The 24,419-nt window shown below is 65.2% G+C and carries 30 protein-coding genes; 21 read left to right on the top strand and 9 right to left on the bottom strand.

The genetic code is table 11. The features are described 5' to 3' along the window. Positions 1-17 precede the first annotated feature (17 nt). On the bottom strand, positions 18-1,211 hold the full coding sequence (locus tag ACM43_RS07420) for an alpha-D-ribose 1-methylphosphonate 5-triphosphate diphosphatase (RefSeq protein ID WP_271539323.1): 1,194 nt from the start codon (positions 1,209-1,211) through the stop codon (positions 18-20). Beyond that, the gene (locus ACM43_RS07415; RefSeq protein WP_157283300.1) at positions 1,208-1,879 is read right to left on the bottom strand and encodes a chloramphenicol acetyltransferase; all 672 of its coding nucleotides are present in this window, start codon (positions 1,877-1,879) and stop codon (positions 1,208-1,210) included. Before ACM43_RS07415 ends, ACM43_RS07420 begins: the two co-directional genes overlap by 4 nt. A 174-nt stretch (positions 1,880-2,053) precedes the next feature. Here ACM43_RS07415 and phnC point away from each other — a divergent pair, with 174 nt between their 5' ends. From phnC to phnE (ACM43_RS07395), 4 genes are all read left to right on the top strand, one after another. Then, entirely contained in the window at positions 2,054-2,869 is an 816-nt protein-coding gene (phnC, locus tag ACM43_RS07410) for a phosphonate ABC transporter ATP-binding protein (protein ID WP_271539321.1), read from the top strand. Between the two features lie 71 nt (positions 2,870-2,940). After that, on the top strand, positions 2,941-3,849 hold the full coding sequence (phnD, locus tag ACM43_RS07405) for a phosphonate ABC transporter substrate-binding protein (protein WP_157283298.1): 909 nt from the start codon (positions 2,941-2,943) through the stop codon (positions 3,847-3,849). Between the two features lie 67 nt (positions 3,850-3,916). Then, a complete protein-coding gene (phnE, locus tag ACM43_RS07400; protein WP_271539820.1) occupies positions 3,917-4,804 on the top strand; it encodes a phosphonate ABC transporter, permease protein PhnE in 888 nt (295 codons plus the stop codon). Further along, entirely contained in the window at positions 4,801-5,655 is an 855-nt protein-coding gene (phnE, locus tag ACM43_RS07395) for a phosphonate ABC transporter, permease protein PhnE (RefSeq protein WP_271539318.1), read from the top strand. Before phnE (ACM43_RS07400) ends, phnE (ACM43_RS07395) begins: the two co-directional genes overlap by 4 nt. Positions 5,656-5,792: 137 nt before the next feature. Here phnE (ACM43_RS07395) and phnF read toward each other — a convergent pair whose 3' ends face one another. Beyond that, on the bottom strand, positions 5,793-6,524 hold the full coding sequence (gene phnF, locus ACM43_RS07390) for a phosphonate metabolism transcriptional regulator PhnF (protein ID WP_157283296.1): 732 nt from the start codon (positions 6,522-6,524) through the stop codon (positions 5,793-5,795). A 118-nt stretch (positions 6,525-6,642) separates the two neighbouring features. Between phnF and phnG the strand changes: the two genes are divergently transcribed. The 9 genes from phnG to ACM43_RS07345 are packed head-to-tail and all read left to right on the top strand — an operon-like array spanning position 6,643 to position 13,626. After that, a complete protein-coding gene (gene phnG / locus ACM43_RS07385; protein ID WP_271539315.1) occupies positions 6,643-7,107 on the top strand; it encodes a phosphonate C-P lyase system protein PhnG in 465 nt (154 codons plus the stop codon). Positions 7,108-7,111: 4 nt separating this feature from the next. Continuing rightward, positions 7,112-7,720, top strand: coding sequence for a phosphonate C-P lyase system protein PhnH (gene phnH / locus ACM43_RS07380; RefSeq protein WP_271539313.1), 609 nt, complete (start codon positions 7,112-7,114; stop codon positions 7,718-7,720). 4 nt (positions 7,721-7,724) lie between these two features. Continuing rightward, complete coding sequence (locus tag ACM43_RS07375; protein WP_271539311.1) at positions 7,725-8,828, top strand: carbon-phosphorus lyase complex subunit PhnI; 1,104 nt, start codon at positions 7,725-7,727, stop codon at positions 8,826-8,828. Continuing rightward, on the top strand, positions 8,825-9,721 hold the full coding sequence (locus ACM43_RS07370) for an alpha-D-ribose 1-methylphosphonate 5-phosphate C-P-lyase PhnJ (protein WP_271539309.1): 897 nt from the start codon (positions 8,825-8,827) through the stop codon (positions 9,719-9,721). Before ACM43_RS07375 ends, ACM43_RS07370 begins: the two co-directional genes overlap by 4 nt. Beyond that, positions 9,714-10,511, top strand: a complete 798-nt coding sequence (gene phnK, locus ACM43_RS07365) for a phosphonate C-P lyase system protein PhnK (RefSeq protein ID WP_271539307.1) — start codon at positions 9,714-9,716, stop codon at positions 10,509-10,511. Before ACM43_RS07370 ends, phnK begins: the two co-directional genes overlap by 8 nt. Positions 10,512-10,533: 22 nt before the next feature. Beyond that, positions 10,534-11,232 carry a phosphonate C-P lyase system protein PhnL gene (gene phnL, locus ACM43_RS07360; RefSeq protein WP_271539305.1) on the top strand — a complete coding sequence of 233 codons (699 nt, stop codon included), beginning with the start codon at positions 10,534-10,536 and terminating at the stop codon, positions 11,230-11,232. A 12-nt stretch (positions 11,233-11,244) separates the two neighbouring features. Next, positions 11,245-12,393, top strand: coding sequence for an alpha-D-ribose 1-methylphosphonate 5-triphosphate diphosphatase (locus ACM43_RS07355; RefSeq protein ID WP_271539302.1), 1,149 nt, complete (start codon positions 11,245-11,247; stop codon positions 12,391-12,393). Next, positions 12,390-12,986: a phosphonate metabolism protein/1,5-bisphosphokinase (PRPP-forming) PhnN gene (gene phnN, locus ACM43_RS07350; RefSeq protein WP_271539300.1), complete on the top strand. Its 597-nt coding sequence runs from the start codon at positions 12,390-12,392 to the stop codon at positions 12,984-12,986. The genes ACM43_RS07355 and phnN overlap by 4 nt, the downstream gene beginning before the upstream one ends. 28 nt (positions 12,987-13,014) lie before the next feature. After that, positions 13,015-13,626 (top strand): pyridoxamine 5'-phosphate oxidase family protein, encoded by a 612-nt coding sequence (locus tag ACM43_RS07345; RefSeq protein WP_271539298.1) that lies wholly within the window; start codon positions 13,015-13,017, stop codon positions 13,624-13,626. Positions 13,627-13,684: 58 nt separating this feature from the next. Here ACM43_RS07345 and ACM43_RS07340 read toward each other — a convergent pair whose 3' ends face one another. After that, entirely contained in the window at positions 13,685-14,416 is a 732-nt protein-coding gene (locus ACM43_RS07340; protein WP_271539296.1) for an SDR family NAD(P)-dependent oxidoreductase, read from the bottom strand. A gap of 65 nt (positions 14,417-14,481) precedes the next feature. After that, positions 14,482-14,673, bottom strand: a complete 192-nt coding sequence (locus ACM43_RS07335; RefSeq protein ID WP_271539294.1) for a hypothetical protein — start codon at positions 14,671-14,673, stop codon at positions 14,482-14,484. Positions 14,674-14,801: 128 nt separating this feature from the next. On the opposite strand from ACM43_RS07335, the gene ACM43_RS07330 reads away from it, so the two are divergent. Both ACM43_RS07330 and ACM43_RS07325 read left to right on the top strand, forming a co-directional pair. Beyond that, positions 14,802-15,023, top strand: coding sequence for a hypothetical protein (locus ACM43_RS07330; RefSeq protein ID WP_271539292.1), 222 nt, complete (start codon positions 14,802-14,804; stop codon positions 15,021-15,023). 22 nt (positions 15,024-15,045) lie between these two features. Then, entirely contained in the window at positions 15,046-15,999 is a 954-nt protein-coding gene (locus ACM43_RS07325) for an aliphatic sulfonate ABC transporter substrate-binding protein (RefSeq protein WP_271539290.1), read from the top strand. Positions 16,000-16,013: 14 nt separating this feature from the next. Here the strand turns inward: ACM43_RS07325 and ACM43_RS07320 are convergent, their stop codons facing one another. The 4 genes from ACM43_RS07320 to ACM43_RS07305 all read right to left on the bottom strand — a co-directional run bounded on the left by ACM43_RS07320 (position 16,014) and on the right by ACM43_RS07305 (position 19,670). After that, entirely contained in the window at positions 16,014-16,517 is a 504-nt protein-coding gene (locus ACM43_RS07320) for a DUF6496 domain-containing protein (RefSeq protein ID WP_271539288.1), read from the bottom strand. A gap of 69 nt (positions 16,518-16,586) precedes the next feature. Beyond that, positions 16,587-17,369, bottom strand: a complete 783-nt coding sequence (locus tag ACM43_RS07315; protein WP_271539286.1) for an alpha/beta fold hydrolase — start codon at positions 17,367-17,369, stop codon at positions 16,587-16,589. 4 nt (positions 17,370-17,373) lie between these two features. Beyond that, on the bottom strand, positions 17,374-18,669 hold the full coding sequence (locus tag ACM43_RS07310) for an O-acetylhomoserine aminocarboxypropyltransferase (RefSeq protein ID WP_271539284.1): 1,296 nt from the start codon (positions 18,667-18,669) through the stop codon (positions 17,374-17,376). A gap of 191 nt (positions 18,670-18,860) precedes the next feature. Further along, a complete protein-coding gene (locus tag ACM43_RS07305; protein WP_271539282.1) occupies positions 18,861-19,670 on the bottom strand; it encodes an IclR family transcriptional regulator in 810 nt (269 codons plus the stop codon). 131 nt (positions 19,671-19,801) lie between these two features. On the opposite strand from ACM43_RS07305, the gene ACM43_RS07300 reads away from it, so the two are divergent. The 6 genes from ACM43_RS07300 to ACM43_RS07275 are packed head-to-tail and all read left to right on the top strand — an operon-like array spanning position 19,802 to position 24,416. Then, the gene (locus tag ACM43_RS07300; RefSeq protein WP_225189545.1) at positions 19,802-20,767 is read left to right on the top strand and encodes a Bug family tripartite tricarboxylate transporter substrate binding protein; all 966 of its coding nucleotides are present in this window, start codon (positions 19,802-19,804) and stop codon (positions 20,765-20,767) included. A 3-nt stretch (positions 20,768-20,770) separates the two neighbouring features. Next, positions 20,771-21,388, top strand: coding sequence for a flavin reductase family protein (locus ACM43_RS07295; RefSeq protein ID WP_036026965.1), 618 nt, complete (start codon positions 20,771-20,773; stop codon positions 21,386-21,388). A gap of 52 nt (positions 21,389-21,440) precedes the next feature. Continuing rightward, complete coding sequence (locus ACM43_RS07290) at positions 21,441-22,301, top strand: fumarylacetoacetate hydrolase family protein (protein WP_271539277.1); 861 nt, start codon at positions 21,441-21,443, stop codon at positions 22,299-22,301. A 3-nt stretch (positions 22,302-22,304) separates the two neighbouring features. After that, on the top strand, positions 22,305-23,108 hold the full coding sequence (gene hpaH, locus ACM43_RS07285; RefSeq protein WP_271539275.1) for a 2-oxo-hept-4-ene-1,7-dioate hydratase: 804 nt from the start codon (positions 22,305-22,307) through the stop codon (positions 23,106-23,108). A 24-nt stretch (positions 23,109-23,132) separates the two neighbouring features. Beyond that, entirely contained in the window at positions 23,133-23,528 is a 396-nt protein-coding gene (locus tag ACM43_RS07280) for a RidA family protein (RefSeq protein ID WP_057027594.1), read from the top strand. A gap of 12 nt (positions 23,529-23,540) precedes the next feature. Beyond that, positions 23,541-24,416 carry an amidohydrolase family protein gene (locus ACM43_RS07275; RefSeq protein WP_271539272.1) on the top strand — a complete coding sequence of 292 codons (876 nt, stop codon included), beginning with the start codon at positions 23,541-23,543 and terminating at the stop codon, positions 24,414-24,416. The last annotated feature ends 3 nt before the right edge of the window (positions 24,417-24,419 follow it).

Here is a 24,419-nt window from a genome sequence, read left to right as displayed (position 1 = left end):
GCCTCAGCATAACCAATTTACGCCGCGACGACAGCCTCGCGCGGCGTCGCCATTGCGGTGAGCAGCCGCGTCGCGTCGGTGAGATGCACGAGCCTGCCGCCTGAGATCACCGCGATCAGCCGCGGCCGCAGCTCGACGCTGTCGTCGACGAGGAGAATGTCGGCGCGGCGTCCCTCCGCGAGCAGGCCGCGATCGGTGAGGCCGGTTGCCCGCGCCGGGCCGGCGGAGATTAGATCCCAGGCCTGAGCCAGCGGCACCACGCCATCGGCGGCCAGGCGGAACGCGGCGAGCAGCTGCGCGGGATAGTAATAGTCCGACGCCAGCACCGAGCAGAGCCCCTTTGCGATCATGTCGGATGCCCTGGTCCAGCCGGTGTGGCTGCCGCCGCGCACGACGTTCGGCGCGCCGTAGACGATGGCATCGCCGTGGCCGGCCGCTGCGCGCGCCGTCTCCTCGTTGATCGGAAACTCCGCGATCAAGGCGCCGAGCTCGCGAAAGTCCCGGCGCATCGCCGGGCTCGAATCGTCGTGCGAGAGCATCCTCACCTTGGCGGTGCGGGCCGCGGCGGCCAGGCGTGACACCGAGGCGGGCACCTCGTCGGCGCGCGAGACCACGCGCTTGACCAGCCGGTCGAATTCTTCACTCGACAGCCCGGTGCGCTCCACCATGCGGTTGCGTTTGCGCGGCTTGGCCATGTCGGCGACGGTGCCGTCCATGTGGTCGTTGAATGCGAGCAGGTCGACGCGGCCCTCGGCCAGCCACCGTGCGATCTCGGCTTCGGCATCGAGATTGTAGGTCTCGTGCCGCAGGTGGAAGCGGGTGTCAGCGGCGAATTGCGGACGCTGCCGCTCGATCGCCTCCATCAGGCCGCGTGCATTGTCGGCGCTGCGCAGGCCCGGCTCCCACGAGCAGGTCGTGGCGTGAAACACGGTGGTGATGCCGTTGCTGATCGCCTGGCGGTCGCTGTCGGCGAGCGCAACGTCGATCGGAAAGTCGACGCCGGCGCGCGGCATCATCTGGCGCTCGAAGGCATCGCCGTGCAGATCGACGATGCCGGGCAGCACCAGCAGGCCACGGGCATCCAGCGCCAGCCGCGCCCGGCCGCGAGAGGCGTCGACCTTTGCAATGTCTGTTCCGGAGACGAGAAGAGATGTTTCGGCGAGCTCGGCGCCGATCAGGGCCCGGCCGCCTTCGATGAATATGTCTGTCACGCGACCGCGCTTCGTTTGCTGGCAGGAGAATTGGCGAGTGAGCTCGCTTTTGCTTCGTATGCCGAGAGGAAATCTTCAATCCCGAGCTTGCGGAAATTGGGCAGCGCCTCGCGCAACTTGTCGTGATCCCAGTCCCACCAGGCAAGCCTTGCGAGCCGTCCGGCGATCTCCTCCGAGAACCGCCGCCGCACGATGCGGGCCGGATTGCCGGCGACGATGCTGTAGGCCGGCACGTCCTTGGTGACGATCGCGCCGGCGGCGATCACCGCGCCGGTGCCGATGTTGCGGCCCGGCAGCACGATCGCGCCATGGCCGATCCAGACGTCATGACCGATATGAACGTGATGCTGCCGGCGCCACTCGAAGAACTCGAGATCGTCGCTCTCACCCTCGAAATAGGCGCTGGATCGGTAAGTGAAATGCGCCTGAGTGGCGCGATGCATCGGATGGTTGCCGGGATTGATGCGGGTCATCGCCGCGATCGAGCAGAATTTGCCGATGGTGGTGTAGGTGATCTGCGCATCGTTCACGACATAGGAATAATCGCCCATCGCCACTTCATGCAGGATCGTGCGCGCGCCGACTTCGGTGTAGGCGCCGAGCCTGGTCTCATGCAGCTTGGCCGAGGGATCGACGGTCGGCTGAACCGAAAGAGCTTTGGCGGCCATGTTGCATCCGAAGTGCGAGGGCGGGCGTCTCTCTTCGAGCGGCCGGATGACGATGTCATGACAAACAGATGACAGGGGATGATGCGCGTAGGATGGCCGCACTGCAGCAGCGCTGTCACACAAGTGTTAAGCGCCGGCGTTAGCGGTTGGCTCCAGCTACTCTGGAGCTCCTGTATGCTGGTGATTGAAGGCCTGACGTGTCGCTTCGGCGCGAAAGCCGCGGTGGACGATGCTTCGTTTCAAGTTTCCCCGGGCGGCTTCGTCGGGGTGATCGGGCGATCCGGCGCCGGCAAGTCGACATTGCTGCGGTCCATCAACCGGCTGGTGACGCCGAGCGGAGGACGCATCCTGTTCGACGGCGTCGACGTCACCTCGCTGCGCGGCAGGGAGCTGCGGCAGTGGCGCGCCCGCTCGGCGATGATCTTCCAGCAGTTCAACCTGGTCGGCCGCCTCGACGTGCTCACCAATGTGCTGATGGGGCGGCTGTCGACGGTGCCGACATGGCGATCGCTGCTGCAGCTTTGGCCCGAAGAAGACAAGGCCGTCGCGATGTCGGCGCTTGAGCAGTTCGACATGGCTGCCATCGCGGCCCAGCGCGCCGACCACCTCTCGGGCGGTCAGCAGCAACGCGTGGCGATCGCGCGGGCGCTGGTTCAGCAGCCCGACATCATCCTTGCCGACGAGCCGATCGCCTCGCTCGATCCCCGCAACACCAAGATCGTGATGGATGCGCTTCTGCGCATCAACAAGCATTTCGGTATCACGGTGCTCTGCAACCTGCATTCGCTCGATCTCGCCCGCAGCTATTGCGACCGCCTGATCGGGATGGCCGCGGGGCGGGTCGTGTTCGACGGCGCGCCGGCGGCCTTGACCGACCATATCGCGCGCGAGCTGTACGATCTCGAGGCGAATGAAGTCATGGATGTTGCGCCCCGGGATGCATCGGTCGGCACGGCAGTTCCTGCCTTCGGCACGGTTGCCGCGGCCTGATCGCCGCTTCAAATCGAGCCCAGCGTAGAGCCGGAGCTCGACAGTTGCATAACCTTGAAATGGGAGACGTCATGATAGACCGTCGTACGATCGTTGCCGCTGCGGCGGCCCTGGCATTTTCAGTTTCGGCCGCTGCGGCGCAGGACTGGAAGGCAAAATATCCTGAGCTGATCTTCGCAAAAGTTCCCGACGAGAATGCCTCCGGCACCACTAACCGCTGGACGCCTCTGACGGAGTACCTGTCCCGCGAGCTTGGAACCAAGGTCACGCTGCGGATTGCCAATGACTACGCCGCAGTGATCGAAGGTCAGCGTGCAGGAAACATTCACATCGCGATGTACGGCCCGGCGTCCTACGCGCGTGCCTACATCGTTGGCGCGAAGGTCGAACCGTTCGCTATCGAGGTGAACGGCGACGGCACCAAGGGCTATTACTCGGTTCTCTATGTCAAGAGCGATTCGAGCTACAAGGACATCAAGGACCTGCAAGGCAAGAACCTCTGCCTCGTTGATCCCAATTCGACTTCCGGCAACAACGTGCCGCGTTTCGCGATGAACAAGATGGGCATCGACCCGGAAAAGTTCTTCGCCAAGGTGGTCTACTCGGGGAGCCACGAAAACGCAGTGATCGGGCTTTCGCAGGGCACCTGCGACGCGGCGTTCAACTGGTGGAACGATGAGAAGGAATCGAACCTGCTCCGGATGGAACGGAAGGGCATGGCGAAGGCCGCGGATTTCAAGATCATCATGAAGTCCGAGCAGATTGTGAACTCGCCGATGGCCTATCTCGGCAGCCTGCCTGACGACCTCAAGGCGGCGATCAAGAAAGCCGTGCTGGAAATTGCGGTGAAGGACAAGGCCGCTTTCGACAAGATCTACGAGGGGAAGCAATTGCCCTACGTCGAGGTCGACCACAAGGCGTATGAGGCCGTGATCGAACTGACCAAGTTTGTCGACAGCATTCGCAAGCAGAAATCCTGAGGGAAACGAAGGGTTGGACAAGACGGGCAGATCGCACGATCTGGCCGTCGGCTCTTCCGAACATCCCATGCGAACAGCAGTTCCCGAATTCCCGGAAGCCAGGCTGCGTGAGCTTGCCGATCGCTATGCGGCTGCAATTGCCGCCAAGCGCCGGCGCGTATGGCTCGGTGCCGCCGTCCTGATCGCCGTTGCTATTGCCGCGGGCTGGATGGGCGAGGTCAGTCTTGGAAATTTTGTCGAGAACTTCTGGCGCTTCCCGGCCTATTTCGTCAGCATCGCACCCAAATTTTCGTTCGCGACCGCATGGAGCGATTTGGCGGACTGGCTGTGGGGGTTGCCGCGCTGGACACGGCTTCTCGGGGATACGTTGCTGATCGCATATATGGGCACCCTCTCGGGTGCGCTGTGCGGTTTCGCACTTTGCTTCCTCGCCTCGGCCAATCTCGTGAAATCAGGAACGACTGTTTTCGTCACCCGGCGCGTCCTGGAATTTTTCAGGACCGTGCCGGAGATCGTGTTTGCCCTGATCTTCGTGCTGGCCTTTGGTCTCGGGCCGCTGCCGGGCGTTCTGGCCATTGCAATCCATACCGCCGGAGCGTTGGGCAAGCAGTTCGCCGAGGTTGTCGAGAACATCGACAGCAAGCCGGTCGAAGGGGTGGCGGCAAGCGGGGGCAGCTGGGTTCAGGTTGTTCGGTTCGGCGCGTTGCCTCAAGTCCTTTCGAACTTCGTGAGCTATGCCTTGCTCAGGTTCGAGATCAACGTGCGTGGCGCTGCCGTGATGGGCTTCGTCGGCGCCGGCGGGATCGGCCAGGATCTGATCGAGGCGGTTCGCAAGTTCTACTTCACCGACGTCAGCGCCATCCTGTTGCTCATCGTCCTTACCGTCATGTTGATCGACTTCCTGACGGAACGGTTGCGACACCGCCTGCTCGGGCTGGAGGGAAGCACCCGATGAGCTCCTTCAGTTTTGAAAACCGGGCCGGCATTGCCGAACGGTATCCCGACGTCTTCCGGACCGATTGGTGGCAGCGGGGAAGGATCGCAATACTCGTCGGCGGGGCGGTCGGGCTGTTCCTGTTCGGGATCGTCCAGCTCGATATTCCCTTTAACCGGCTCTCCCAAGGCATGGTCAGGCTGGGCGAATTCGTCCAGCTCATGTTGCCGCCCAATCCGGGTTCTTGGGCGGAGGTTCTGAAATATCTGCATGCGCTCGGAGAGACGGTGTCGATCGCGTTTCTCGGCACGCTGGGCGGCGCGCTGCTCGCGCTGCCGGTATCCCTGCTGGCGGCGCGCAACGTGGTTGCAAGCCGGATCATCCGCGTATTGACGCGTCGTGGCCTCGATACCATCCGTGGAGTCGATACCTTGATCTGGGCACTGATCTGGGTCGGCGTCGTGGGGCTGGGGCCGTTTGCCGGCATCCTGGCCGTGATCTGCAGCGATTTCGGAACGTTCGGCAAGCTGTTCTCGGAAGCGATCGAGGTCGCCGACAAGAACCCCGCGGAAGGCGTTCGGTCATCGGGCGGCAACCATTTCCACAGCGTCCGGTTCGGATTGCTGCCGCAGGTATTCCCGGTCTTGCTGAGCCAGGTGCTCTACTATTTCGAGTCGAACACGCGATCGGCGACGATCATCGGAATCGTTGGCGCTGGCGGCATTGGCCTTCAGCTTGCCGAACAGATCCGGGTGCTGGAATGGCAGAAGGTATCGTTTCTGATCCTGCTGATCCTGATAACGGTATCGTCGATCGACTGGATTTCCGGCAAGCTGCGCTTCGCGATTATCGGCAAGCGGATGGTCGCCTAACGTCGTGCTGAAGCCTTATCCATTCCGATTGAATCGGAACGGAACTCTGGCTTCTTGTTTTGACGCGTTTTCTCGACGCACACCGTTTCCACTTCGGATCAAGTCCGAGGGCATGCTTCGCTGGAAAACGCTCTGATCTAACCGTTCTCCACCAAGAACTCCACACGTTCTGCCGCAAAGCGCGAGTGCTTCGTCACCAGCGGCTTGCCCGTGAGATCATGGTCGGTGGCGTCGACCACCAGGATCGGCCGCCCCAGCGCCAGATCGAGCCGTGCGGCGTCGCTCGCATCGACAATCCCTGCGGTGATCCTCGTTGCGCCCCGGCGATAGTCGCGGACGCCGAAATGCTCCAGCAGCTTCGTCATCGAGCGCGTTGCCGCGAACACGGCGCCTGCATCCGGGAACAGGTCAGCCGAGAGCCAGGTGGTGGAAACACAGATTGGCGTGCGGTCGGCGAGGCGAATCGCCTCGATCCGCACCAGGGGTGCGCCGGTCTTTAGTCCCAGCTCCCGCGCGAGCTCGCGCGTCGCGACGTCATCGGTCGCCTCGATCAGCCGGCCGTGCGGCTCGCGGCCATCAGCGCCGACGATCTCGGAGAAGCGCGTGCGCGAGCGCAGGGGATAAGCGAGCTTCTGGGCCTCGACATAGGTTCCGCTGCCGCGCTCGGCGCGCACCAGGCCGCGCTCGGCAAGCGCTGCCAGCGCGCGCCGCACGGTGTGGCGGTTGACGCGATAGGTCTCGGCGATCTCCATCTCGCCCGGCAATTTGTCGCCGGCCGCAAAGCGGCCGTCGGCGATGCCGCGCTCGATGCCATCGGCCACGAGGCGCCATAGCGCGACGCCCGACGAGGCTGTGTCCTGCATGCTCATGTCGCGGGAAACCTACTCCAGAAATCACAGCATTGTCACGAAACAGTCATGGCGCGTCCTTATGAAGTTGTCTATTATCATAGACAACTTCGGTGCGGCAAGTTCTGTAGAAGGTTCGATGGACCAGGTGACCCAGCACAACGACCAGCAAGCCCAGCGCAAGGCCGCAATGGCGGTGCTGGCGCACGCGGAGGCGGGCGAGATCGCCGCTCGCCTCCGCAACTTGGCCCTCCCGGACCATCAGGATCTGCGCACGCCCGAGAACGGCCTCGTCATGCTGCGCGGCCGGGTCGGCGGCGATGGTGCGCCGTTCAATCTCGGCGAAGCGACGGTGTCGCGCGCCGCGGTACGGCTTGCGAGCGGCGAGGTCGGGTTCGGCTACACGCTCGGCCGCGACGGTGAGAAGGCGCGTCTGATCGCGCTGTGCGATGCGCTGGTGCAGTCCCGCGATTTCGGCGGAGCGGTGGAGCGCGAAATTATCGCGCCGTTGCGCGAGCAGCTTATGGTCAGGCGCAAGCAGGCGGCGGCAGCGGCCGCCGCGACGAAGGTTGATTTCTACACCATGGTGCGCGGTGAGGGGTGAGATCATGACCACGATTGCGGAGCTGCCGCCGGGTTTCGCCGACAAGGTGCTGTCGGCGCAATCGACCTTTCGCTCGGTCATGGACGCCATGGCGCGGCCGGGCTCGGTCCAGCGCATCGTGCCGATGGCGGGGGCGCCAGGGCCGATGATGCGCGGCACCGCCGCGATCGCGCTGACGCTGTTCGATCACGACACGCCGCTCTGGCTCGATGCACGGATGGCGGAAAGCGCGGACGTGACGAAGTGGCTCAAGTTCCACACTGGCGCGCCGGTCGTGCAGGATTCGTCGATCGCTTCGTTCGCGCTCATCGGTGACGGCGGCGCCTTGCCCTCGTTCGAATCCTTCGCGTTCGGCACCAGCGAGTATCCGGACCGCTCGACCACGGTAATCGTCCAGATCGACAGCCTCGCCGCCGGGCGCAGCTTCGAGCTGCGCGGCCCCGGCATCGACGGAGTCGCCACGCTGCAGGCGTCGATCAAGCCTTTCGACCTGTTCGAGCGCCTGCAGATGAACGAAGCGCTGTTTCCGCGCGGCATCGATGTGGTGCTGGTCGCCGATGACGCCGTGGTCGCGATCCCCCGCACCACGCGCGTCGTGAGCAAGGGAAGCTAGAAGCATGTATGTCGCAGTCAAAGGCGGCGAACGCGCCATCGAGAACGCCCATCGCCTGCTCGCGCATAGGCGGCGCGGCGACCAGAGCGTTGCGGAAATCTCGCTCGATCAGATCTCGGAGCAGCTCGGCCTTGCCGTCGATCGCGTCATGAGCGAAGGCTCGCTCTATGACCGCGAGCTCGCGTCGCTTGCGATCAAGCAGGCGCGCGGCGATTTGATCGAGGCGATCTTCCTGGTCCGCGCCTTCCGCGCCACGCTGCCGCGTTTCGGCGCCAGCGAGCCGGTCGACACCGGCACCATGCGGGTGCAGCGGCGGGTGTCGGCGACCTTCAAGGACATTCCCGGCGGCCAGATCCTGGGGCCGACCTTCGACTACACGCACCGCCTGCTCGATCCATCGCTCGCCCAAGGTTTTGTGCCGGAGAGGCCGGCTGCGGCCGAAGCCTCCACCGCGCCGACGCCGCGCGTGACAGACATTCTCGGGCGCGACGGGCTGATCGAATCATCGCCGGAAGCCGAGGACGGCGCCAGCGTCGGCGATCTCACCCGCGAGCCGCTGAATTTCCCCGCGGACCGTGATTTGCGCCTGCAGAACCTTGCGCGCGGTGACGAAGGCTTTCTGCTCGCGATGGGCTATTCCACCCAGCGCGGCTACGGCCGCAACCATCCCTTCGTCGGCGAGATCCGCTTCGGCGAGGTCGAGGTCGAATTCGTCGCGGAAGACGTCGGCTTTGCCGTGCCGCTCGGCGCGATCGAGCTCACGGAGTGCCAGATGGTCAACCAGTTCAAGGGCTCGGCGACGGAAGCGCCGTGCTTCACCCGCGGCTATGGCCTCGCCTTCGGCCAGAGCGAGCGCAAGACCATGTCGATGGCGCTGGTCGATCGCGCATTGCGCGCCCGTGAGCTCGGCGAGGAGGCGCTGGCCCCGGCGCAGGACGAGGAATTCGTGATGTCGCATTCGGACAATGTCCAGGCGACCGGCTTCGTCGAGCACCTGAAGCTGCCGCATTACGTCGATTTCCAGTCCGAGCTCGGCCTCCTGCGCAAGCTGCGTCAGGAGTTTGCCGATGCCGACACGCCCGATGCCATGAAGGAGGCCGCGGAATGAACGCGCCCGCCTACAATTTCGCCTATCTCGACGAGCAGACCAAGCGCATGATCCGCCGCGCGATCCTCAAGGCGATCGCCATCCCCGGCTATCAGGTGCCGTTCGCCAGCCGCGAGATGCCGATGCCCTATGGCTGGGGCACCGGCGGCGTGCAGGTCACCGCCGCGATCCTGGGGCCGCAGGACGTGCTGAAGGTGATCGACCAGGGCTCCGACGACACCACCAACGCGATCTCGATCCGAAAATTCTTCGCCAAAACCGCCGGCGTTGCGACGACGACGGCGACGGACGAGGCTACCGTGATCCAGACCCGTCACCGCATCCCCGAGACGGCGCTGAACGAGAACCAAGTGCTGGTCTATCAGGTGCCGATCCCCGAACCTCTGCGCTTCCTCGAGCCGCGCGAGACCGAGACGCGACGCATGCACGCGCTCGCCGAATACGGCCTGATGCATGTGAAGCTCTACGAGGACATCGCCCGCTTCGGCCACATCGCCACGGCCTATGCCTATCCGGTGAAGGTCAACGCGCGCTATGTGATGGACCCGTCGCCGACGCCGAAATTCGACAATCCCAAGATGGACAATTCCCCGGCGCTGCAATTGTTCGGCGCCGGCCGCGAGAAGCGCATCTACGCCATCCCGCCCTATACGCAGGTGGTGTCGCTCGATTTCGAGGATCACCCGTTCGAGCCCTACCGCTTCAACGCGCCCTGCGCGCTCTGCGGTGCGGAGAATTCCTACCTCGACGAGATCGTGACCGACGACAAGGGTGGGCGCATGTTCGTGTGCTCGGATACCGATTATTGCGAGGGCCGCCAGGCTGCCGGCCATCACGGCAGCCTCAGTGCCGCGCCGTACAAGGAGAAGGCGCAGGAGGCCGCGAATGGCTGATCAGAATTTGGTCGAGAACGACGAGCCGCTGCTGGTCGCAAAATCCCTCAGCAAGTCGTTCGGCCGCATCAATGCCTGTCGCGACGTGTCGTTCTCGCTCTATCCCGGCGAGGTGCTGGCGATCGTCGGCGAGTCCGGTTCCGGCAAATCGACGCTGCTGCAAATGCTGTCAGGCCAGCTCGCGCCGAGTGCGGGGCACGTCTCCTACCGGATGCGCGACGGCGTCACCCGCGATCTCGCCACTCTTGGCGAAGCCGAGCGCCGCTTCCTGTTCCGCACCGATTGGGGATTCGTGCATCAGGATCCCGCGCAGGGGCTGCGCATGGCGGTGTCGGCCGGCGCCAATGTCGGCGAGCGGCTGATGGCGGTGGGGTGGAATCACTACGGCCGCATCCGTGAGACCGCGTCGGATTGGCTGACACGCGTCGAGATCGACGTCGCGCGCATCGACGATGCGCCGCGCACCTATTCCGGCGGCATGCGCCAGCGCCTCCAGATCGCCCGCAACCTCGTCACCGAGCCGCGGCTCGTGTTCATGGACGAGCCGACCGGCGGCCTTGACGTGTCGGTGCAGGCGCGCCTGCTCGATCTCCTGCGCAGCCTCGTCGCCGAGCTGAACCTCGCCGTCGTCATCGTCACCCACGATCTCGCGGTGGCGCGCCTCTTGTCGCACCGCGTGATGGTGATGAAAGGCGGCCGCGTCATCGAGACCGGTCTCACCGATCAGGTTCTCGACGATCCGCGCGAGCCCTATACCCAGCTGCTGGTCTCCTCGATCCTGCCGCCATGATCTTTACAACATGAGCCCTCCGATGACCGCCATGATCGACATTGCCGATGCGCAAAAGACCTTCACGATGCACCTGCAGGGCGGCATCGAGCTGCCGGTGGTGCGCGGCGTGACCTTCCACGTCAATCCCGGCGAGTGCGTGGTGCTGTCGGGTCCGTCGGGCGCCGGCAAATCGTCGATCCTGAAGATGATCTTCGGCAATTACCGCTGCGACAGCGGCCGCATCGGCATCCGCCATCGCGGCGCCGTGGTCGATCTTGCCACCGCCGAGCCGCGGCAGGTGCTCAACGTCCGCCGCTCCACCATCGGCTATGTCAGCCAGTTCTTGCGGGCCGTGCCGCGGGTTGCGACCATCGACGTCGTGGCGGAGCCGTTGATCGTGAACGGGATGAGCCGGACTGAGGCACAGGCGCGCGCCGGCGAGCTGCTGCGCCGCCTCAACATTCCCGAGCGGCTCTGGCAGCTGCCGCCCGCGACCTTCTCCGGCGGCGAGCAGCAACGCGTGAACATCGCCCGCGGCTTCATCTCGGATCTGCCGATCCTGCTGCTGGACGAACCGACCGCCTCGCTCGATGCAGCCAATCGCGCCGTGGTGGTGGAGCTGGTCGCTGAAAAGAAACGTCAGGGCGTTGCCATGGTCGCCATTGTCCATGACGACGAAATCCGTCATTTGATTGCCGACCGCATCGTCGACGTCACCGGCTTTGCCGCCGCGGCCTGAAGGAATGGGGAAATGAAGAAGGAATCCGTGATCGCCAACGCCAGGATCGTGCTGGCTGACCGGGTGATCGAGCAGGGCTGGCTCGCGCTTGCCGACGGCCGCATTGCGGAGATCGGCGAGGGGACTGCGCCCGCGGGTGCCGAGGATGCCGGCGGCGATCTGATCATGCCCGGCCTGATCGAGCTCCACACCGACCATCTCGAGGCGCATTACGTGCCGCGGCCAAAAGTGTTCTGGAATCCGGTCGCCGCCGTCATCTCCTATGACGGCCAGCTCGCGACCTCGGGCATCACCACCGTGTTCGATTCGCTCCGGGTCTGGCGCGAGGACGACGCCGAGGAGGTCGATGGCCGCGCCGGCGTGCTCGCCGCCGCGATCGCGACCGCGCGCGAGGCCAACCTGCTGCGCGCCGATCACTTCCTGCATCTGCGCTGCGAGATCCCGATGCCGAGCGTGGTCGAGGAAGCCAAGGAGCTGATCGACCGCCCCGACGTCAAGCTGATGTCGCTGATGGACCACACGCCGGGCCAGCGCCAGTTCCGCGATGAGGTCAAGCTGCGCGACTATTACCGCGGCAAGGGCGGCGGCAAGACCGATGCCGAGCTCGACGAGCTGTTCGCAAAGCGCTTCGAGTATCAGAGGCTCTATGCCGCGGCCAACATGCGCGAGATCGTGGCGCTGGCGCATGAGTACAACATTCCGCTGGCGAGCCACGACGACACCACCGAGGAGAACGTCGCGGACGCCGTACGCGACCGCGTCTCCGTCGCGGAATTCCCGACCACGCTGGAGGCCGCGCGCGGCCTGCACCAGGCCGGCATCGACATCCTGATGGGTGCGCCGAACGTGGTGCGCGGCGGCTCGCACTCCGGCAACATCGCGGCGGTCGATCTCGCCCGCGAGGGCCTGCTCGACATCCTGTCGTCGGATTACATTCCGTCGAGCCTTTTGATGGCCGCGTTGCAATTGCCCGAGCATGTGCCCGCGATCAGCCTTCCTGCCGCGGTCCGCACCGTGACGAAAGCGCCCGCCGAAGCGGTCGGCCTCACCGACCGCGGCGAGGTCGCGACCGGCAAGCGCGCCGATCTGATCCGCGTCCATGTCGCAGGCCACGTTCCCGTGGTCCGCAGCGTCTGGCGCGAAGGACACCGCGTCGCATGAGCGAGATGGCGATCACGGGCGAAGGCGAGACGGGTGCGATCGGCTCCGGCCGGCTCGTGCTCGTGGTCGGCCCCAGCGGCGCCGGCAAGGACACGCTGTTGCGGCTGGCGCAGGCCGCCTGCAGCGAGGACCCCGACATCGTCTTCCCGCGCCGCATCGTGACGCGGGCGTCCTCGGCCGATGAAGACAATATCGCGGTCAGCCCCGACGAATTCCGCCGTGCGTGCGAGCACGGCGACTTTGCCGTGCACTGGGAGGCGCATGGGCATTCCTATGCGCTGCCGCTCGAGATCAACGACGACATCCGCGCCGGCCGCACCATCGTCGTCAACGTCTCACGCACCGTGATCGCCGCCTTGCGCCAGGCCTATGCCAACGTCGTCGTGGTCGCGATCACGGCGCCGCCGGAGGTATTGGCGCAGCGGCTTGCCGCGCGCGCCCGGACAAGCGATGGCGACATCGCCGAGCGGCTATCGCGCAGCATCGATGATGCGGCGGCACAGGCGGATGTCACGATCGTCAATGCCGGCAGCGCGGACTATCACGGCCGTCAGCTCGTGCGCGTGATCAGGAATCAAGGCTGGCAAGATTAGTTGCTGGCAATAACACGGAGAGAGTGGAATGACGGTGATTGAAACGGTCGAGCAGCTAGAGGCCATCTACGGCGTCACGAACGATGCCTCGACCGTCAAAGTTGCCGACCACGTCACCCCGCTCTACAGCATCTTCATCGAGAAGGCGCCGTTCGCCGCGCTCGCCACCATCGGACCCGAGGGCATCGACTGCTCGCCGCGCGGCGATCTGCCCGGCTTCGTCCGTATCCACGATTCCAAGACGCTGATGTTGCCGGACCGCCGCGGCAACAACCGGGTTGATTCCTTGCGGAACATCGTGCGCGACCCCAGGGTGTCGCTGATGTTCCTGATCCCGGGCTCGGGCAATGCGGTGCGGGCGAACGGCCGCGCGCATCTCTCCATCGATCCGGAGCTGCTCGCCTCGTTCAAGGTCGAAGGCAAGGCGCCGCGCAGCGTCATGGTGATGAACGTGGACGAGATCTACTTCCAATGCGCCCGCGCCATCGTCCGCTCCGACCTCTGGAATCCCGACAAGCGCGTCGATCCGAAAACGCTGCCGACTCCGGGACAGATCCTTGCGGAGATGAGTGACAACAAGGTCGGTGGCGCGGAGTACGACCGAATCTGGCCCGAACGGGCCGCGGCGACGATGTGGTGAGCAGGTGCGCTCTCTCGTCTCCCTCTCCCCGCAAGCGGGGAGAGGTAAGAGCCATCACTCAATTAAACGCCATCCCGCCGCTCAGCGCGATGGTCTGTCCGGTCATGTAGGCGTTGTCGACCAGCAGCATCACGGCCTTCGCCACCTCGTCCGCCGTGCCGAAGCGGCCGAGCGGGATGCGGGTGACGAGCTGGGGCTGGCTGCTCATCATGTCGGTCTCGATCAGCGAGGGCGCCACCGCGTTGACGGTGATGCCGTCCTTCACCAGCCGCGCCGCATAGCCTCGCGTCAGGCCTTCCAGGCCGGCCTTCGATGCATTGTAGTGCGGGCCGATCGAGCCGGCACCGCGCGCGGCGCCTGAGGAGATGCTGACGATGCGGCCCCATGTCCGCGCGCGCATCGACGGCAGCACCGCCTGCGTGCACAGGAAAGCGGATTTCAGGTTGACCAGGATGGTCCGGTCGAAATCGTCCTCGGTGAGATCGTCGACGCCGCGCGTGATGGCGATACCGGCATTGTTGACGAGGATGTCGATCGGCCCGAGCCCGGCCGTGACGCGCTCGACCATTCCGGCCACGGCCTCGGCTTGCGAGACGTCGGCGGCAACGACGATGGCGCGGCCGCCCTGTTTGCCGATCTCGCCCGCCAGCTGCTCGGCCTGGCCGATTCTCTCGCGGCAGTTGATCGCCACCGACGCGCCTGCTTCGGCCAACGCACGACAGACAGCGGCGCCGATTCCGCGCGAGCCGCCGGTGACGAGCGCCGTGCGCCCCTTCAGAGTATCCGCCATGCCTGGAACCTCCCATATCATTGGCCTTGGGAGCGTATCACGCCCGCTGCTTGCGCGCGTTGAACTCATCGCGAGACAAATCCGTCTATCAGTGCTTGCGGCGGGAGAAGCGCCCGAACGCGCGCGCCGTAAATTTGGATAGCCATTTCATTGACCAATCGTGCCGATCGCTCGATATTCGAGGCATCGAAACTGCTCATCAAGCCTGAAGCCGCACTATGAAAACCGATCACCAGCGCAATCAGAACGACATGCATGCGTGCATGACGCGGCGCTGTTTCTCGGCGGCAACGGGCGCCTGTTGTTGTTGCTGACCGTCTCCTAGCAGCACCTCACATCGACAATCCCAAGACAGGAACGCCGAATTTCCGGCGAACGAGCAGTCATGTCCCAGACCCAGTCGAACGCCTACATCATCGAGATCCAGGACCGCGCCGCCGGCATCGTCACGCGCGATGAGCGCGGCTTCCGCTTCTTCTCCTCCGAGCGCCTGTTCGACAGCCTCGAAGGCTGCCAGTTCCGTTCGGCCCGCGAGGCCGAGCGCGCCGCCCGTGCCGTCTTCTCCGAGCGGAGCGGCCGCGCGAGCTCGCAACTCTTTCCCAACTGATCCAATCGAAGGGACCCGCCTCATGATCACCCGACGACACATTCTGGCAACGACGCTGTTGCTTGCGACGGCCCTAGCTGCACCCGTCCACGCCGAGGACAAGCCGGCCGAGATCCGCATCGGCACGCAGAAGGGCGGCTTCTTCCCGGCGGTGCGCCAGCGCCAGACGCTGGAGAACGCCTTCAAGCCGCTCGGCATCGAGATCAAGTGGGTCGACTTCCAGTTCGGTCCGCCGCTGCTGGAGGCCATCAATGTCGGCAGCGTCGATTTCGGCTATGTCGGCGACTCCCCGCCGATCTTCGCGCAGGCCGGCGGCGCCAAGATCCGCTACGTCGCTGCGGTGAAATCGGAAGGCAACACCCAGGCGATCATCGTGCCGAAGGATTCGGCCATCAAGACGCTCGCTGATCTCAAGGGCAAACGCGTCGCCTTCGGCAAGGGATCCAGCGCGCATAATCTATTGGTCGCCGCGCTCGAGAAGGCCGGCCTATCCTGGTCCGACATCACGCCGGCGCCGCTCGCACCTGCCGATGCGACCGCCGCCTTCATCAAGGGTTCGGTCGATGCCTGGTCGATCTGGGATCCCTATCTCGCGCTCGCCGAGCTGAAGCAAAAGGCGCGGGTCATCGCTTTCGACAAGGACGTGCACAAGCCGAATGCGTTCTACATCGCCAACACGGATTTCGTTGATAAATATCCTTCGCTGGTCGCGAAGCTCAACACGACCTTTGCCTCCGAGGGCGTCTGGGCCAACGAACACCACGAGGACGTCGCCAAAGCCCAGGCAGACGCGACCGGCGTCGACATCGAGGCCGTCCGGCGCTTCGTGGGTCGATCAAACTTCCGCGTGGTGCCGCTGGATGCCGAGATCATTGCAAGCCAGCAGGCGGTCGCCGACCGTTTCGCAAAGCTCGGCCTGATCCCGAAGCCCGTCAACGTCTCCGGCATCGTCTGGAAATGGAATCCAGGCTCCTGAACCGGCGTAATTGATCAGCTCCGGCGGCGGGCGCGGGTGCGCGCCGCCTTCTTGGCGGCGGCGGAGCGGACCTTGGCGCCCTTGGTGTGGCTTGCCTTGCGCGCGGCGGCTGAACGGGACGCTGCGGGTCGGCGGCTTGCGGCTTGCTTGGCCTGTTTCGATAGCGCACTGTGCGATGCGGTCGATCGCGGTTCCTTCTTCAGAGCGTTCGTGGCGGCGCGCGATACTTTCGGCCTCCGCTTCGGCGTGCGTTTGCCCTGGCCGACCTCGTAAGCGTACTTGGCACTGCGCCGCGTCGCCTTCGTGGTGCGCCCTTTGCGCGGTGGCGGCAGACTGACACCGGCGCGACGCGCTTCGGAGAGGCCGATCGCGATGGCCTGCTTGGTCGAGCGCGCGCCGTGCTTGCCCTTTCGGATCTTGTCGATCTGGTCCTTGACGAATTCGCCGGCCTGCGTGCTGGCGGACTTGCCGGCGCGCTTGTCTTGCCTGGCTTTGCGAATGACTTCCTGTCTCGGCATGGTCGGGTTCCCCTTTCTTGAGTGAGAGGGATGCTTGACCGCAACGCGCAAGACATAAGATTGATCCGCTTAGTTCCTTAGCGCCGCCAGCAACTCGTCCGGCCGCTCGGCCATGATCATGTGGCCGGCACCGGGCACCACGACGGTCCTTGCATGCGGGATCGCGGCGGCGAGCGCCTTGCCGGCCTTCGCCGGCGTCATCATGTCCCGCTCGCCGAGGACCAGCGTCGTCGGCACCTTCACGGTCGCCGCAGCGGCAAGCGCATTCGTATAGGCGTTGCAGGCCGACAGATCCCTGAACAGCACGCCTGGCTCGCATGCCCTGAGCACCGCCTGCGCGCCGCCATGCATCCACAGGCCCGGCGCCAGGCTGCCGCCGAGCTCCGCGTTGAACCCGAGGCCCCAGATCGAGACCATGTCGTTGGCATCCTGCGAGTTGGCTTCGGCGGCTTTCAACAGATCCGGCCCCACCGTCATGGTCGCGGCGGTGCCGATCAGGCTCAGCGCTGACACCTTGTCGGGATGTCGCGCGGCGGTCTCCAGCGAGATCAGCGAGCCCATGGAGTGACCGATCAGATGCGCCTTTGCGGCGCCCGCCGCATCGAGCAGCGCCGCGGTCCAGTCGGCCATCTCGGCGATGCTGCCGAGCGAGGGCCCAGTAGAGCGGCCGTGGCCGGGCAGGTCGGGCGCCAGCACGGCAAAGCCATGATGGGCGAACCAGCGCGTGTGCAGCGCCCAGGTCGAATGGTCGAAGCCGGCGCCGTGGATGAAGACCACCGCGGGCAGGGATTTGTCGAAGTCGCGGCCGCCGGTTGCGACAAACACATCGGCGCCGTTGACGGAAAGCTTCATGGTGTCAGGCCTTTTGCGAGATGCGCAGCGCTTGGTTGAGGTCGTCGATGATATCGCTTGCGGTCTCGATGCCGACCGAGAGCCGCACCAGCTCCTCGCCGATGCCGGCCGCCTTGAGCTGCTCGACATCCATCTGCTGATGCGTGGTCGAGGCCGGATGGATCACCAGCGTCTTGGCGTCGCCGACATTGGCGAGATGGCTGATCATGCGCAAGCTCTCGATGAACTTGCGTCCGGCAGGCCGCCCGCCCTTGATGCCGAAGGAGACGATCGAGCCGGCGCCGCGCGGCAGCAGCGTCTTTGCGAGCTGGTAGTCCGTATGGTCCTCGAGCGACGGGTGCAGCACCCAGTCCACGGCCTTGTTGGACTTCAGCGCTTCCAGCACCAGATGCGTGTTCTGCATATGCCGGTCCATGCGCACGCCGAGCGTCTCGACGCCCTGGAGCAGCTGGAACGCGTTGGTCGGCGACAGGCAGGCGCCGAAATCGCGCAAGCCCTCCGTGCGCGCGCGCATGATGAAGGCGGCGGTGCCGAACTGCTCGTCGAAGACGATGCCGTGATAGCCGCCATAGGGCTCGGTCAACACGCCGAACTTGCCGGAGGAGCGCCAGTCGAAGCGGCCGCCGTCGACGATGGCGCCGCCGATCGCGATGCCGTGGCCGCCGATCCATTTGGTCGCCGAATGCATCACGATGTCGGCACCGAGCTCGATCGGGCGGCTGAGATAGGGCGTGGCGAAGGTGTTGTCGATCAGAAGCGGAATCTTGGCCTCATGCGCGATCGCCGCAACCTTCGGGATGTCGAGTACCTCGAGGCCAGGGTTGCCGATGGTCTCGCCGATCACGAGCTTCGTGTTCGGCTTGATCGCTGTGCGGAACGCGTCGAGATCGCGCGGCTTGACGAAGGTGGTGGTGATGCCGAAGCGCGGCAGCGTGTGCGCCAAGAGGTTGATGGTGCCGCCGTAGAGCGAGCTCGATGCCACGATGTGGTCGCCGGCATTGAGCAGCGTGGCGATGGCCAGATGCAGCGCCGCCTGGCCGCTCGCCGTGCAGATCGCGCCGACGCCGCCTTCCAGCGCCGCAAGCCGCTCCTCCAGCACGCCGGTGGTCGGATTGGAGATGCGCGTATAGATGTGGCCGGCGCGCTCCAGATTGAACAGCGCGGCGGCGTGATCGGAATCCTGGAACACGTAGGACGTGGTCTGGTAGATCGGCACCGCCCGGGCGCCGGTCGTGGGATCCGGATGCTGGCCCGCATGCAGGCTCAGGGTCTCGAAGGCAGGCGGTTTCGGCGCGGGCATGCGTGGCCTCGTTGGTCGGTCGGCGATGGCGCGTTGTGCCATAAAACGGAGCGGTACGTCAGCCCATTGACAGCCCACACAAGAGGTCGTCATGCCCGGGCTTGTCCCGGGCATCCACGTCCTTCGTGCCGCTGGAAGGCGTGGATGGCCGGGACAAGCCCGGCCATGACGCCGTCGCAGGCTATCGTGCACTAGCCAAGATTGCCGCGAATAGCCTGCTCGATCATCCGCGCCTCGCGCAGCAGGATCTCCGCGACCTCCTGCTCGCGCCTTGGCCCGAGCCGCGTGCGAACGGCGGAGACGGTCATCGCTGCAGCCGGTTGCCCGTCCGGCGTCTTGATCCAGGTCGAGATCGATTTCGTCCCCTGCACCAGGCCGATCTCTCTCATGCCGTATCCCAGCCGCCTGGCGGCGGTGACCTGGCCGAGCACGGTCGCGACGTCGGTCCGGTAGGCCTCGAACCGCCTCTCGTTCGCCGCGACGATCTTGCGCGCCTCCTGCGCCGGCATCGCGGCGAGGATGGCAACGCCGGCGCTGGAGACGCCGAGCGGCCGCCGCGCGCCGACCTCGATCGACAGCACCTGGATCGGATAGACGCCGATCCGGCGATCGACGCACAGCGTGTCGTTGCCGGTGCGCACCGTCAGGAACAGCGTGTCGCCGATCGCGGCTGACGCGCGCTGCAGCGACGGATTTGCGGCGACCAGGAGCCGCGATGGCCGCGGACGCGCCAGCGCCAGCTCCGGCACCTGGTTGCCGATCGCGTAGCGGCCGCTCCTGCCGTGCCGCTCGACGATGCCTTCCTCGATCAGCACGTGGACGATGCGATGCACGGTGGGGCGGGTGAGGCCCGTGGTGCGGACCACCTCGGCCAATGGCACACCGTCCTCGCGTCCTGCGGCCAGGATGCGCAGCACCGCGAGTGCGCGCCGGATCGCCTGCGCGCCCTGTCGCGGTTCCACGGCGCTGCGAGCCGATTTCGTTGCGCGCCTCTTGTCCATAATATGGACAAGAACGCCACAATTCCCTCGACAGGGCAAGCACGCATCTGGAGATTGCGCTCCGATCGGGATGCCATGCACGACGTCATCTGCACCCGATATGGAATTTGAAGCGCCGCCGGGAGGTTAACATGAGATTAATCTGGATTGCCATCGCTGCTGCAGCCGCAATGTTGGCGGGACCCGCGTCGGGCCAGCAATGGCCGGCGCGCAACGTCAAGCTGATCGTGCCCTATCCCGCCGGCGGCAATGTCGACAGCGCCGCGCGCATCGTCGCCGACAAGCTCCAGGAAAAGCTCGGCCAACCCTTCGTCATCGAGAACAAGGCCGGTGCCGGCGGCATGATCGCGGGCGAAGCCTTCGCGAAGTCGGCGCCCGACGGCTACACCCTGTTCGTCGGCGCCAACGGCCCGGTGCTGTTCGCGACCGAGATCAACAAGCGCGACGCCTATAATTGGAAGAAAGACTTCCTCCCGATCTCGACGATTTCGATGACGCCGCTGGTGCTCGAGGTTCATCCCTCGGTGCAGGCGACCACGCTCAAGGAGTTTCTCGACCTCGCCAAGCGCGAGCCCGGCAAGCTGACCATGGCCTCGCCCGGCCCCGGTACCACGAACCACCTGCTCAGCGAGCTGATGCAGTCCAGCCTCGAGCTGCAATGGGTCACGGCGCATTATCGCGGCAATGCGCCGGCCATCAACGATCTCCTGGGCGGTCAGGTGCAGTTCGCCTTCGACCAGCTCACGGTCAGCCTCCAGCACATCAAGGCCGGCCTGTTCCGCGCGCTCGCCGTCACCTCACCGCATCGATTGAAGTCGCTGCCCGACGTGCCGACCTTCGCCGAGCTCGGCTACAAGGATTTCGACGGCCAGACCTTCACCGGCCTGTTCGCGCCCGCTGGCACGCCTGCGCCCATCGTCGAGAAGCTGCACGAGACGCTGGTCGCGATTCTCAAGGACCCCGCCGTGGTCGACAAGTTCGAAAAGCTCGGCGGCGAAGCCACGCCGATGACGCCGGCCGAATTCAGGGCCTATCTCGAGCGCGAGGACGCCAAGTGGATTCCGGTGGTGCGCAAGGCCAATATCAGGGCGGATTGATCGATGCGGATCGATCCGACCGAGCTCGGCGCCGAGCGCATCTACCGCCTGATGACCGGCATCGTGGTGCCGCGCCCGATCGCCTGGGTGACGAGCCTGTCAGCTACGGGCGTGCTCAATCTCGCTCCGTTCAGCGCCTTCACCTTCGTCTCGCAGAAGCCGCCGATGCTCGCCATCAGCGTCGGCCGCAAGGGCGCCGACTACAAGGACACCGCGCACAACATCCTCGATACCGAGGAATATGTGATCCACATCGCGGATACGCCGCTGATGAATGCCGTGCACGACAGCTCCGTCGAGCATCCGCCTGAAATCAGCGAGGTCGAGCATCTCGGCCTGGAGACGCTCGCGAGCGAGCGCATCAAGGTGCCGCGGCTTGCCGCCGCGCCGGTCGCGATGGAGTGCCGTTTCCGGCAGTGCCTCGAATTCGGTGACGCCAAGAGCCGGCTCATCGTCGGCGAGGTCGTGCTGTTCCATTTGCGCGACGGTCTCGTCAACGACGGCAAGGTCGAGACCAGGGCGCTCGACCCGATCGCGCGCATCGGTGGCCCGCGCTACGCCCGCCTCGGCGAGATCGTGACGCTGGGCAGCGTGTTCCAGACTCCCAAGTCGAAAGACTGAGCGTGCGGGCCTCATCGCCGGCCGCCGCCCCAAGATCATCGGAGGACATACAATGCGACTGCTGAGCTATCTGCTGGACGGCGAGACGCGCTATGGCGCGGCCGTGGACGGCGGCGTGGTCGAACTGACCAGGCGCATCGGCCGCGACTATTCGGATGTGAAGGCGCTGATCGCGGCCAATGCACTCGCCGAAGCGCAGGAGGCCATCGCGGGCCAGAAGCCCGATTACACGCTGGACAAGCTCGTCCTGTTGCCGCCGGTGCTGGCGCCGGAGAAGCTCTGGTGCATCGGCGTCAACTACGCCGAGCGCAATGCGGAGTATAAAGACAATTCCGACCTGCCCAAATACCCCAGCCTGTTCGTGCGCAGCATGTCCTCGATGACGGGCTCCGGTCAGCCGATCGAGAAGCCCAAGGTGTCCGATCAGCTCGACTACGAAGGCGAGCTCGTCATCGTGATCGGGCAGGGCGGCCGCCACATTCCGCGCGAAAGAGCGTGGTCGCACATCTTCGGCATGACCTTGTGCAATGAGGGCACGATCCGCGACTGGCTGCGCCACGGCAAGTTCAACGTCACGCAGGGCAAGAACTTCGATCGCTCCGGCAGCATCGGCCCGTGGATCGTCACCGCCGACGAGCTAGACCCGCGCGGGCCGCACGACATCATGACGCGCGTCAACGGCGAGCTGCGCCAGCAGGACACCACCGAGCGGCTGATGTTCCCGTTCGACTTCCTGATCTCCTATCTCTCGACCTTCGCGACCCTCAAGCCCGGCGACATGATCGTGACAGGCACGCCGACCGGCGCGGGTGCGCGGTTCGATCCGCCACGCTGGCTGAGGGACGGCGACGTCGTCGAGGTCGAGTCCAGTCGCATCGGCGTGCTGCGCAACACCGTGGCGGCGGAGCAGTAAACGATGCTGGATTCCGCCACGATCGAACGCCTCGCCGCGCGCCTCGACGAAGCCGAGCGCACGAAATCGCTGATCCCGATGTTCACCAAGGACTATCCGGAGTTCAGCATCGAGGATGCCTACGCGGTCCAGCGCGCCTGGACGAAACTCCAGCTCGGCCGCGGCCGCATCATCAAGGGTCACAAGATCGGCCTGACCTCGAAGGCGATGCAGAACGCGGTCGGCATCAACGAGCCCGACTACGGCGTGCTGTTCGCCGACATGTTTTACGCCGATGCCACGCCTGTTCCGTTCGACCGCTTCCACGCGCCGCGGATCGAGGTCGAGCTCGCCTTCGTGCTGAAGGCGCCGCTGCGCGGGCCCGACTGCACCATTTTCGATGTGCTCAACGCCACCGACTACGTCACGCCCGCGCTGGAGATTCTGGAGACGCGCATGCACCGCGTCGACCCCGAGACCGGCAAGACGCGCAAGGTGATGGACACGATCTCGGACAACGCGGCCAATGCCGCGCTGGTGCTCGGTGGCCGGCCGATCCGCCCGATGGATGCGGACCTGCGCTGGATCGGCGCATTGCTGTTCCGCAACGGCGAGGTCGAGGAAACCGGCCTTGCCGCCGGCGTGCTCAATCATCCCGCCAACGGCATCGCCTGGCTCGCCAACCGCCTCGCGCCGCATGACGAGCATCTCAAAGCCGGCGAGGTCGTGCTGGCGGGATCGTTCACGCGGCCCGTCGACATCCGTCGCGGCGACACTTTCCATGCCGATTACGGCGCCTTCGGCTCGGTGTCGTGCCAGTTCGTCTGAAGCAACAATAACAGGGAGCGCACCATGAGTGGTCAAACGCGGCGCAGGAGCATCCATATCGGCGGCTTCAAGCACGTCAACCCGATTCCGAACGCCTGCCGCATCGGTAATCTCGTGATGTCGGGCGTCATCCTCGGCCGCGATCCCGCGACCAATGCGATGCCTGAAAGCCTGGATGCCCAATGCGCCAACATGTTCGCGCATATGAAGGCGACGGTGGAGGCCGCCGGCGGCTCGACCTCCGACATCATCAAGATGACGGTGTGGCTGAAGGACCGCGGTAATCGCGGCCCTCTCAATGTCGAATGGCTGAAAATGTTTCCGGACGAGCATTCGCGCCCCGCGCGCCATGCGCTGCCGATGGACAACATGGATGGCGGCGCCCTGGTCCAATGCGACTTCACCGCCGTGATCGACTGAAGGAGCGCTTCCATGCCGACCTATCTGCCGTTCGACCCCAACCCGCGCCGCCCGATCAAGGCGCCGCCGCCGAAGACCATCGACAGCCAGTTCCACGTGCTGGGGCCGATCGAGAAATATCCTGAGCGTCCCGGCGCCGCCTATCGGATGCCGACGGCGACCTGGGAAGCGGCGCTGCGCATGCACAAGACGCTCGGCATCGAGCGCGGCATCATCGTGCAGACCACGACCTACGGCGCGGACCATGCCGTCGTGCTCGACGGCCTTGCCGCGATGGGCCCGAACTATCGCGGCTGCGCCAATGCGCTGGTGTTCGCGGAAGCCAGCGACGCCTATCTCGCAAAACTGCATGATGCCGGCGTGCGCGGCGCGCGCTTCAGCTTCCGCCAGGAGCTCGGCGCCGTGCTGTCGGACGCCGATTTCGCCCGCGCCATCGCCCGCATCCGCGAACTCGGCTGGTACGTCAAGATCCAGCCGGAGAAGGACGGCATCATGTCGAGCGTCGCCAAATACGAGAATCTCGACGTGCCCGTGCTGATCGACCACATGGCGCGGCCTGACCCCGAGGCCGGCAGGAACGATCCGAATCTGCGCAAGATGCTGAAGCTGCTCGCCAAGGGCAATTTCTGGGTGATGCTCTCGCTCGGCGAGAAGACCTCAAAGACCGGGGCTCCTTACGACGACGTGATTCCGATCGCGCGCGCCTATATCGAGGCCGCTTCCGACCGCTGCGTCTGGGCCAGCGACTGGCCGCATCCGGTCTCGGTGAAGCAGCCGCCGAACGATGCCGATCTGCTCGAGCTGATGTACCGCTACGCGCCCGACCAGGCGGAGCTGGAGAAGATCCTGGTGCACAATCCGGCCAAGCTGTTCGGGTTTCCGGACTAAAGC

The organism is Bradyrhizobium sp. CCBAU 45321 (genome assembly GCF_028128975.1).
Lineage (GTDB): Bacteria > Pseudomonadota > Alphaproteobacteria > Rhizobiales > Xanthobacteraceae > Bradyrhizobium > Bradyrhizobium yuanmingense.
This window is presented reverse-complemented; position numbering and strand designations above follow the sequence as displayed.